8 protein-coding genes are annotated in these 9,855 nt (G+C 68.7%); 1 reads left to right on the top strand and 7 read right to left on the bottom strand.

Annotated elements, in window-relative coordinates:
• Positions 1–562: 562 nt before the first annotated feature.
• The 6 genes from G6N77_RS19145 to G6N77_RS19120 are packed head-to-tail and all read right to left on the bottom strand — an operon-like array spanning position 563 to position 7,632.
• The gene (locus G6N77_RS19145) at positions 563–1,579 is read right to left on the bottom strand and encodes a LacI family DNA-binding transcriptional regulator (protein ID WP_165183768.1); all 1,017 of its coding nucleotides are present in this window, start codon (positions 1,577–1,579) and stop codon (positions 563–565) included.
• A gap of 59 nt (positions 1,580–1,638) precedes the next feature.
• Positions 1,639–2,925: an alpha-L-fucosidase gene (locus tag G6N77_RS19140; protein WP_165183767.1), complete on the bottom strand. Its 1,287-nt coding sequence runs from the start codon at positions 2,923–2,925 to the stop codon at positions 1,639–1,641.
• A gap of 54 nt (positions 2,926–2,979) precedes the next feature.
• A complete protein-coding gene (locus G6N77_RS19135; RefSeq protein WP_306987309.1) occupies positions 2,980–3,771 on the bottom strand; it encodes a copper homeostasis protein CutC in 792 nt (263 codons plus the stop codon).
• Positions 3,768–5,339, bottom strand: a complete 1,572-nt coding sequence (locus G6N77_RS19130) for a M81 family metallopeptidase (protein WP_165183766.1) — start codon at positions 5,337–5,339, stop codon at positions 3,768–3,770. Before G6N77_RS19130 ends, G6N77_RS19135 begins: the two co-directional genes overlap by 4 nt.
• Positions 5,336–6,274 carry an ROK family protein gene (locus G6N77_RS19125; RefSeq protein ID WP_165183765.1) on the bottom strand — a complete coding sequence of 313 codons (939 nt, stop codon included), beginning with the start codon at positions 6,272–6,274 and terminating at the stop codon, positions 5,336–5,338. The genes G6N77_RS19130 and G6N77_RS19125 overlap by 4 nt, the downstream gene beginning before the upstream one ends.
• Positions 6,271–7,632, bottom strand: coding sequence for an alpha-L-fucosidase (locus tag G6N77_RS19120; protein WP_165183764.1), 1,362 nt, complete (start codon positions 7,630–7,632; stop codon positions 6,271–6,273). Before G6N77_RS19120 ends, G6N77_RS19125 begins: the two co-directional genes overlap by 4 nt.
• A gap of 83 nt (positions 7,633–7,715) precedes the next feature.
• Between G6N77_RS19120 and G6N77_RS19115 the strand changes: the two genes are divergently transcribed.
• Positions 7,716–8,966, top strand: coding sequence for an ROK family transcriptional regulator (locus tag G6N77_RS19115; RefSeq protein ID WP_165183763.1), 1,251 nt, complete (start codon positions 7,716–7,718; stop codon positions 8,964–8,966).
• A 132-nt stretch (positions 8,967–9,098) separates the two neighbouring features.
• Here the strand turns inward: G6N77_RS19115 and G6N77_RS19110 are convergent, their stop codons facing one another.
• Entirely contained in the window at positions 9,099–9,743 is a 645-nt protein-coding gene (locus G6N77_RS19110) for a dihydrofolate reductase family protein (RefSeq protein ID WP_165183762.1), read from the bottom strand.
• Positions 9,744–9,855: the final 112 nt, after the last annotated feature.

Here is a 9,855-nt window from a genome sequence, read left to right as displayed (position 1 = left end):
CCGCTGGTCGAGCAGCGAGCTCCGGTAGTCAAGCAGCGAGCCCTGCTAGCGCGTCGAGACCCGGGGTCCGCACCCGTTGGTCGAGCAGTGAGCCCTGCGAGCGCAAGGCCTCGATCCGACCCCTGCAGTCCAGCGATTCTGGCGAATTTCCAGCCGTGCCCGTACTGCTCAAATCGGCGGTGCAGTTCCTGCGAGCTGGCCGATTCGGTGGTGCATCTCCTGCGACCTGGCCGGCCCGGACCCCGCAAGATGTGCACTTTCGATTCCCTCCCGGTCCGCAGCTCGCATTATGTGCACCATCGAATTGGCATAGCTGACCGGTGGTCGAGCAGCGAGCTCTACGAGCGCGTCAGACCAAAGAATTCGACAAGCTCAATCACCGCCCGCCCCCGCATTCTCCGCAGAAAAAACCGCAGACCTGATGACAGGGTGGAAATCCGGGAGCCCCACATTGCCCGCAAAAAGTGATGGAGCGTCAGGCGAAAAGCGGTAAAAGGTGGTGGAGCGTTGCCGGAAAAACCGCAAAAAGTGATGGAGCGTCAGAGGGGGCGTTGGGGGCCGATCAACGGCCGGCCCCTTCCACGGTGGAGTCGCGCACCACCAGTTGCGGCGTTGGCATTTGCACATCCTCCGGCGTGGTCCCGGCCATGAGTTCCAGCAGGCTCCGGGCGGCCTCCGCCCCCATCACCGTGGGGTCCCGGCGCAGCGCGGTCAGCTGCGGGCGGATGGCGGTCCAGATGATGTTGTCCTCCCACGCCACCACGGCCATGTCCTGTGGCACGTCCAGGCGGTGCGCATTGAAGGTGGCCAGCCCTGCCAGCGCCAGGACCTCGTTGTCGTAGATGATGGCCGTGGGCCGCTCGGGCAGGGCCAGGATCTCCTCCGTGGCCTCCAGGCCGGAATGCTCGGAGTAGTCCGTGAGGTAGCTGCCGTGGGCCCTGATGCCAAGCTTTTTTGCGGCCGCTGCGAAGGCTTCCACGCGGCGGCGGGTGTGCAGGAGGTCATTGATGCCCGCCACGTGGGCGATGTCGGTGTGGCCCTGTCCGGCCAGGTGCTGCACCAGCACGGTCATGGCGGCTGCATCGTCCACGCCCACAAAGGGCAGTCCAAAGCCCGGCGTGCCGCCAATGGCCACGGCGGGCAGCCCCAGCCCTTTCAGCTGTTGGGGGCGGGTGTCGGTGGTGCGCGGGTCAACCACAAAGACCCCGTCCACGCGGCGTTCGGACCACCAGCGCTGGTAGGTTTCCTGCTCCTGCTCCAGCGTTTCCACGATCTGCAGCACCAGCGCCTGGGATTCGGCATTGATGACGGATTCTATTCCGGCGATGAGCCGGAGGAAGAAGGAATCGTTGCCCAGCCCGTCCCTGCCGCGGGCCAAGACGAGCCCCACGGCCCCGGCCCGTGCGCCGGACAGGGCGGCGGCTGCCACGTTGCGGCGCCAGCCCAGCTTCTCCGCAGCCTCGTGGACGCGTGTGACGGTGGCCGGGGAGACGCCGCCCTTGCCGTTGAGGGCAAAGGAAACAGCCGCTTCGGACAGTCCGGTAACCTGGGCGATCTGGCGCATGGTGGGCCGGGACATGGATTCCTTTGTGAGCTGGATGGCCGGACGCCGAAAATGACGACGATTAGCTACCCATTTTATCCGATGCCGCCCTCTGGCTCGGCGCCGCCCTCCGGGGTTGCCGTGGGTGCCGTGTAGCCTTCCGGGAGCCGGGGCACGGCGGCCGCAGGGTCGCCCACGTACACGCAGGCGGATGCCAGCCGGGCGCCAGCGCCGCTGAAGTCAACCCGCAGCCGGCCCCCGGAGGTGGGCTCCACCTGGTGGATGCGGCGGATGCCCACGGTCCGGCCCGCCGCCACCTCCCGTCCGTCCACGGACACGGCATGTCGGGTGATGTGCTGCCCGCCGGCCAGCTCCTCCACCAATTCAACGTGCGTGAATTCCACCCGCTCGGGCAGCGTCAACGTGGCCCCGCCGCCGTCGTGCTCCACCACTGCCTCGACGCGCCCCGAGAGCCTCCGGTCCAGCTCGGCCCGCCAGGCGTCCACGGTGCGCCGGTCTGCCTCAGGGATCAGCCCGCGCCGGTCCGGAGCCAGGTTCAGCAGCAGGTTCGCCCCCATCCCCACCGAGCGGTAGAAGATGGCGAGCAGGTGCTCCACGGACTTCGCCTCGTCCCCGGCATTCCAGAACCAGCCGCGGCGGATCGAAACATCGCACTCCGGCGGCAGGTAGGCGGGCGAACCCAGCCCGGTGGCCGCGTCCGTGTACTGGTCATTGTCCGTGTGTGCCACAACATACTGGACCGGGTCGCCGGCCAGCCCGTCCTCATTGCCCACCCAGCGGATGGTCGGGTGCCCCATGTTGAAGATCATGGCCTCCGGCTGGTGCTGGCGGACGACGGCGGCAATCCGGTCCCAGTCGTAGCTGCGGCCATCGGAGCCCGCCCCGTCAAACCAAAGTTCCATGAGCGGGCCATAGCCGGTGCACAATTCCGTCAGCTGGCGGAGGTAAAAGTCGTCGTATTCCTCCGGGTCGCCGTAGCACGCCGCGTTGCGGTCCCACGGGGAAAGGTAGAGGCCAAAGCCCATCCCGGCACGGGCACACGCGCGCGAAACCTCAAGGACCATGTCACCCCGCCCGTCCCGCCACGGGGAAGCAGCCACGGAATACCCCGTGGTTTCCGTGGGCCAGAGGCAAAAACCGTCATGGTGCTTCGCCGTCAGAACCAGGTACCGGGCTCCCGCAGCCTGTGCGGCTGCCACCCAGTTGTCGGCGTCGAAGCCGGACGGGTCAAAGCTGGCCCCCGGCAGCGTCCCGTCACTCCACTCCAACCCCGAAAAGGTGTTGACACCAAAATGAACGAACACCCCCAGCCCCAACTCCTGCCAGCGAAGCTGCGCCGCGGTCGGCACCATCGAAGCCATGGTCGGGCCCTTTCAGTTGGTCCCAGGGCGGCGGCCTGCCCGCCGCCCTGACAGTCATCGAGCGTGAATTGCCCGCCGCGCCTGCTCCACCAGGTCAAGGCTGGTGGCGTCAAGTTCCTGGGCGCCGCCGCCGGGTCCGGCCGGGTGCTGGTCCACGAACGGTTCACGGGCCGAAAGGTGCACGGCGTCCACGCCCGCCGCCACCAGTGCGCCAATGTCCTGGATGCGAACGCCGCCGCCGGCCATGATCTGCACGCCGTCCGGCCCGTTGGAGGCCATGGCGGCCAGCACGGCGAGCCCGTCAATGCTGCGCACCGCACCGCCGGAGGTCAGCACGCGGCCCACCCCGCGGCCGGCCAGCCTGTCGAGCTGCCCCAGCGGGTCGGCGCAGGCGTCCAGCGCCCGGTGAAACGTCACGGGCAGCCCGTCCGCGGCCTCAACCCACCGTTCCAGCGCGGCCAGGTCGATGGTCCGCCCGGGCGTCAACGCCCCCACCACCACGCCGTGGACGCCGGCGGCCTTCAGCAGCCGGATTTCCCGGCACATGGTGTCCACCTCCTCGGCGCTGTACACGTAGCCTCCCCCGCGCGATCGCACCAGGGCATGCACAAATCCCGCCCGGCCGGCCGATTCCAGCACGGCCTCCATGGTCCCCTGCGAGGGCGTCAACCCGCCCATGCGCAGCGCCGTGCACAGTTCCACCCGCGCGGCTCCCCCGGCTGCCGCGGCCCGTGCCCCGGCAGCGTCCTGCACGGCAATCTCCAGCTCGGCTGTGGCCTGCACCGCAGGGCCATGCACCGCAGGGCCATGCACGACGGCGGCGCCCGGGCCTGGTGCGCCCGTCACCGGCGGTGCACCACGGCGGCCAGGGCAGGGGTGGCGCCGTCGTCGGTGAACGGGAAAACGCCCCCGGCCAGGTGGGAGTGGCCCAGGCGCAGCAGGTCCTGGTCCACGCCGCCAGGCGTCAGGGCCAGCTTCCAGCCGGCAGCCGCTGCGAAGAGTTCCGGCTCCAGGTAGCCAATCTTCACCACGATCACCTCGAATTCTGCCGGGTCCAGGCCCAGCTGGCTGAAGTCGCTGATGTGGTGGAACGGTTTGCGCCGCTCGGTCAGGATGGCGAACACATTGCCCACCTGGATGACCGCCTGCGTGCCCGCCGTGGGGTCGCCTTCCGTTATAGAGTAAACAGTGCCGCGCAGCCTGACGGGTCCGTGCGCGTTGTTGTCAACCCGGGCTCCGGCCTCAAGATCCACGGCTCCCCCGACTCCCGCCGCCACGGCCTGCGCCACGGCTCCGGCGTCGAAAATGGAGGCATGCACCAGGCGGACATCGGCCGCGGCCAGGGCCTTGCTATCCAGCAGCCGGGCCAGCGTCCAGGTGACGTCGCCGGCTCCGCCCGCCGTCGGGTTGTCACCGGTGTCGGAGAGGAAGTACGGGCGCGGCGCCCCGGGGGCGATGGCGGCTTCGATGCCCTCGTCGAGGGTCGCTGTCTCAGCCACAAACGAGAAGTCGCGGCGGGCGTCCCAGAACAGCCGGGCCAGCCGTTCCGACTCGCGCCGGACCACGTTCCCGTCGTCGCCCGTGACCACCACGTAGGCCTGGCAGCGGGGCTCGTCGGCCCAGGCGTAGCCGATCCAGATCGACGCGTCGAGGACGCCGTCGAGCCCGGCAACGGCCGGGATTTCCTCATACAGGCCCTTGGCCGGCTCAATCCGGGTGCTGGTCTTTTCCCCGGGCAGCAGCACGGGCACCGGCACCCACGCCTTCAAGGGGCGGCGCAGCTGCACGTCCGCGCCGGTGGCGGCCCGCAGCCGGGCCAGCAGGTTGAAGACGGCGCGCTCCTTCGTGTTCATGGCGTCCTCGTGGGGTGCCATGCGGTAGCAGGTGATCAGGTCAACGTTTTCCAGCAGCTCGAAGGAGACGTTGCCGTGCAGGTCCATGGAGGCGGAAACCAGGGCTGCATCGCCCAGGGCCGCCTGGACGTGCCGCGCCAGGTCCCCCTCGGCGTCCTGCATGCCCACCACGCTCATGGCGCCGTGGATGTCGAAGAACAGGGCGTCCAGGGGCCCGGCGTTGCGGATTTGTGCCACGATCTCGTCCCGGAATGCCGCATACAGTGCCGGGTCCACCGCGCCGCCGGGAAGGGACCGGGCATGCATGAGCGGCACCCATTCCGCGGCGTTGCGCAGTTCCTGCCCGTCGTCGAGAAAGGGGTAATAGGCCAGCAGCTCCGCGCCGCGCCGCACAGTGAATGCCTCCGCGCCGCTGATGTGAGGGGAAAACGTGCTGGACTCTATGGAAATGCCGGCAATGCCGATGCGCGGCCGGGCCAGGCCGCCGGCAACCAAGGGCGGCAGTGGCGGGCACCAGACTTCCGACTGGTCCGGGCGGTGGATGGTGGGGTGCTCAGTCATGATGCTCCTCGCAGGGATCCGGTGGTGCGTTCAAGGGTGTCAAAATTCTCCAGCGGGCGGTGCCCGGCGTGGTCCGCGGCATACGCTGCCGCCCCGATGATGCCGGCGTCAGGGCCCAGCTGGGCCGGCGCCACGGAAGGCGTGGAATCACGTCCGTGTTCGGCCAGCAGCTGTGCCAGTCGCGCCCGGACGGGTTCCGTCAGGGCTGCACCCGCTGCACTGACTCCCCCGCCAACCAGGATGAGGCCCGGGTCCAGGAGCATCGCCACCTGGCTCAGGCCGAAGCCGAGCCAGTGGGCGATTTCGGCAAAGTCTTCCTCAGTGCGGGCCTCGTCTTCCAGGACGCTGCCGCTGGCATACCTGTCCAGGCAGCCGCGGGAGCCGCAGCCGCAGGGACGCCCGCCCGGGTCCACCACCATGTGGCCGATTTCCCCGGCCCAGCCGTGGGCGCCCGAAACCAGCTTGCCGTTGACAAGCAGGCCCCCGCCAATCCCCGTCCCCACAGTCACCATGGCCACGTCCTGCACCGCGCGGGCCGCACCGAAGCGGTGCTCGGCCCACAATGCGGCGTTGGCGTCGTTGATGACCAGGGCGCTGACGGGCAGACGGGCTTCGATCAGCTCGGCCAGCCGGGTGTTCTCCAGCTCCAGGTTGGCTGCGTAGGACACCGTCCGGTGGTCCAGGGAGACATAGCCGGGGACGGCGATTCCCACCACAGCCCTGTCGTCGCCGGGCCAGGCCCCGGCCCTGCCGGGCGAAAAATGGCGGGCTTCGGGCGACAGCCGGCCGATCAGCCCGGCAGCGGTGTCTGCAATGGCCACTTCGCCGGTGGGCGTGGGCAGCTGGACGCGGTCCAGGACCGTGCCGTCCGCCGCGATCAGCCCGGCCGCGATCTTGGTGCCGCCAATGTCCACGCCAATCCAGGGCGCCATCATGCGCGTGCCTGCCCGTCGGCCGGATGCGGAATGCACAGCACGGCAACGGGCGAAGCGGCCAGGGCACCAGGCACCACGACGGCGCGGTCACTGCCGCCGTGGCCGCCGTCGTTCTTGGAAAGGCCCAGCCACACGCCGCCGGTGACAACCAGTGGCGCCGGGGGAAGCTCGGCTCCCGGGGTGGTGACCGAAAGGTAGGTGGCGTCCGGGCCCACCGTCACGGCGAAATGGTCGCGCTGTTCGGGGGTCAGGGTGCCGGTCCAGGGCCGGGTGCCGTAGATGGCTGCGCCGTTGGTGGCGAGCCAATCGCCGAGGCCCAGCAGCCGTTGGCGGTAGGCATCCGGGACGGTGCCGTCCGCGGACAGGCCGATGTTGAGGAGGAAGTTGCCGTTGCGCGAGACCACCGAGACCAGGTGGCGCACCAGCTCGGCCACGCTGAGCAGCTCGGAATCGCTTTCGTTTTGGTTGACGCCAAAGGACCGTCCCAGGCCGCGGCAGCTTTCCCAGTGCCGGCCGTCCAGCCCGCCAATGTCGCTGTATTCGCGGGTCAGGTAGCCGTGGGAGGGCACGCCCCAGCGGTCGTTGACGATGCCGTCAGGCACGGCCGCCCGGTAGGCTTCGAAGAGGGCCGCGACGCCGAAGTCGGCACCGGACTTGCCGGCGTCGGGCCATTCAATGTCATTCCACAGCAGGTCCGGGGCAAAGCGGTCCACCAGCTCCCTGGCCTGCTGGTGGGAGTAGCGGGCAAAGTCCTCGTCATTGCGGCGCAGGCGGAAAATGTCGGGATCGGAAGCGATGGCCGGGAAATCGCTGACATGCCAGTCCAGGGCGCCGGAGAAGTAGGTGCCAAACTTCAGCCCGGCGTTGCGGGAGGCGGTGGCAAATTCCTGGATCAAGTCGCGCCCGGGGCCCCGCACGGCACTGTTGAAGGGCGTGGTGTCGGTGTCCCACAGGCAGAAGCCGTCGTGGTGCTTGGCGGTGGGGACCACGTATTTGGCACCGGCCTGGCGGAACAGCTCGATGCATGCGGCGGCGTCGAAGTGCTCCGCCTGCCAGGCGTCGGCGAGGTCCTCGTAGCTGGTGCCCGGGCCGAAGGTGGCACGCTGGTAGGCCTGGGCGCTGCTGCCCTCAAGGCGGACGGTGTTGGCGTACCACTCGGCGTACTGGTGGTCGCGGTAGGCGTCCTCCACCGCCGTCGGGCCGCTGCCCACCTCCGCCCAGGCCGGCACGGAGTACAGGCCCCAGTGCACAAAGATGCCGAATTTAGCCTCCGCCAGCCACTGCGGAAATTCCCATTCCGGGTAGCTGGGGGCGTCGGCGCCCAAGTCGGGACCGGTGCGGTCCTCAAAGTTAATCACTGCTGCCAACCCTTCATGGCTGCACAAGCAGCCGGCGACTTGCCGAACTAATTAATTCGGTAGCGAATTAATGGCATAATGTTATGCTAATCACGTACTTCGACCTGAGTCAACAGGGGACCACAATTACAACTTCGCGGATTCGCCCACACCAGGGGGCCACGGGCGACGCCGTCAGCAGGGCTGAAATCCTTGGGCTGCTTGGCCAGGCCGGTCCGCTCAGCCGGGGGGAAATCGCCAGGCGGCTTGGCCTGGGGCCGGCCACCGTCACCGCCCAGGTTCGCAGGCTCATGAATGACGGTTACGTGCGCGAGCTGCCAGCCGGCGCCCGGACCGGCGCCGGCCGCCCCCGCGTGCCGGTGGAACTGATTGCCGACTCCGCGACGGTGATCGGCATGAGCGTCACCCCCACCAGCGTCATGCTGGTTTCAATGCGCATTGACGGCACCGTTGCGGACTCCCGTGCTGCAGCCTTCAATCCTTCCGCCGATCCGCTGGGCCAACTCACGGCCATGGTGGTGGCGGAACAGGCCGCCATGGAACATCCGGAGCGCGTGGTGGCGGTGGGCATTTCCGTTTCGGGCGCAGTGGACCAGGCGCTGTCCACGGTGCGGATCTCGGCCACGCTGAACTGGCGCGACTTCAGCCTGGGCGCGCAGCTGCAGCAAGCCGTTGGACTGCCGGTTTTTGTCGCCAATGACTTGTTTGCCCTAACCACCCGCGAGGTCAGTTTTGGGCTGGGCCGCAACAAGGACGACTTCCTGCTCTTGGGGCTGGACTACGGCGTTGGGCTGGGAATCGTCAACCGGCGCAGGGTGTTCAGCGGATCGGACGGCTCGTCAACGGAGTTCGGGCACATGTCAGTCGATCCCGGCGGACCGCTGTGCGTGTGCGGCAACCATGGCTGCCTGCAGGTTTACGCCGGCCTGAATGAGGTCCTGGACGCGGCTCCCGCAGCCGCGGGGCGGCTTAGCTTGGCGCCGCTTGGCGCGGGGCGGCTTAGCTTGGCGGGGCTGTTGCGTGCCGCGGACGACGGCGACCCCGCCGTGGTGGACTTCGTGGCCGGGGTTGGCCAGCGTCTGGGCCGCTCCGTGGGCGGGGCGGTAAACCTCCTGGGCACCGCCACCATCATTGTGACCGGGCAAACCACGGCGCTGTGGGAGCACCTGGACGGCGGTTTCCGCCGTGGCCTGGATGAAACGGTGCTCAAGTTCCTGCATCCTGTCGATGTCACCGTGAAGGCCTGGACCGAATCCGAGGACGCCGTTGGCGCGGCAGGGCTGGCGCTGCATAACGCCATCAGCCTCAATGTGCCGCCGCGGGCCGGGGGCTGAGCGGGGCACCGGGCTCCACGGCTGGCCGCTCCCCGGCCCCTCCCCCGGGTCCTCCCCCGGACTCCTGGCTCCCCCACGGGTCCCGGGCTCTCCCCCGGACCCGGGCCGTAAAGCCATCAGCCTCCGGGCGCCCTATTCGCGCCGGAAAGTGACATGGATGATGCCGCTCTCGGCAACCTCTGACGTGACGGTGCGGCCGGACTCGAGTTCGCGGAGATCCTCCCAGAGGCGGATGCCGCGGCCCAGGAGAATGGGGGTGATGGCCACGTGGAGCTGGTCAATGAGGCCAGCCTTCAGGAAGTCGCGGACCACAGTTGCTCCGCCGCCAATCCGCACATCCTTGCCGCCGGCCGCGTCCTGCGCACGTGCCAGCACCTCGGCCGGGGTGGCGGAGAGAAATTCAAAGGTGGTGCCGCCCGCCATCTCGATTTTTGGCCGTTCCGAGTGCGTGAGCACAAAAACGGGCACGCGGAAAGGCGGTTCGTCGCCCCACCAGCCCCGCCAATCGGCGTCGTCGGGGTAGTTGTGGAGCCCAAACATGCCGGCGCCCATGATCTCGGCGCCCACCTCGGCAAAGTAGGCCTGGGCGTAGCGGTCGTCGACTCCGGTGGTCCCCTCGCCGCTCTCATCGTGGAGCACCCGCTCGCGGAAGGTGCGCGTTGAAACGTAGGCGTCCACCAGCCTGCCCCAGTCCAGGCCGAAAGGGTTCTCGGGGGTTTGGTCCGTAGTGGTGGCGTACCCGTCAAGCGAGATGTTCAGGTCGGCTCGGACTGTCATCGCTGCTCCTTCGTAAGTGACTGCAACATGCATTCACTGTAGTTCGGGAGGGGAATGCGGGGAAGAACCGGCGCCGGGCAGCCATAGCGCCACCATGGGCGGGAAGGCGGCC

The organism is Arthrobacter silviterrae (assembly GCF_011045165.1).
GTDB lineage: Bacteria > Actinomycetota > Actinomycetes > Actinomycetales > Micrococcaceae > Specibacter > Specibacter silviterrae.
This window is presented reverse-complemented; position numbering and strand designations above follow the sequence as displayed.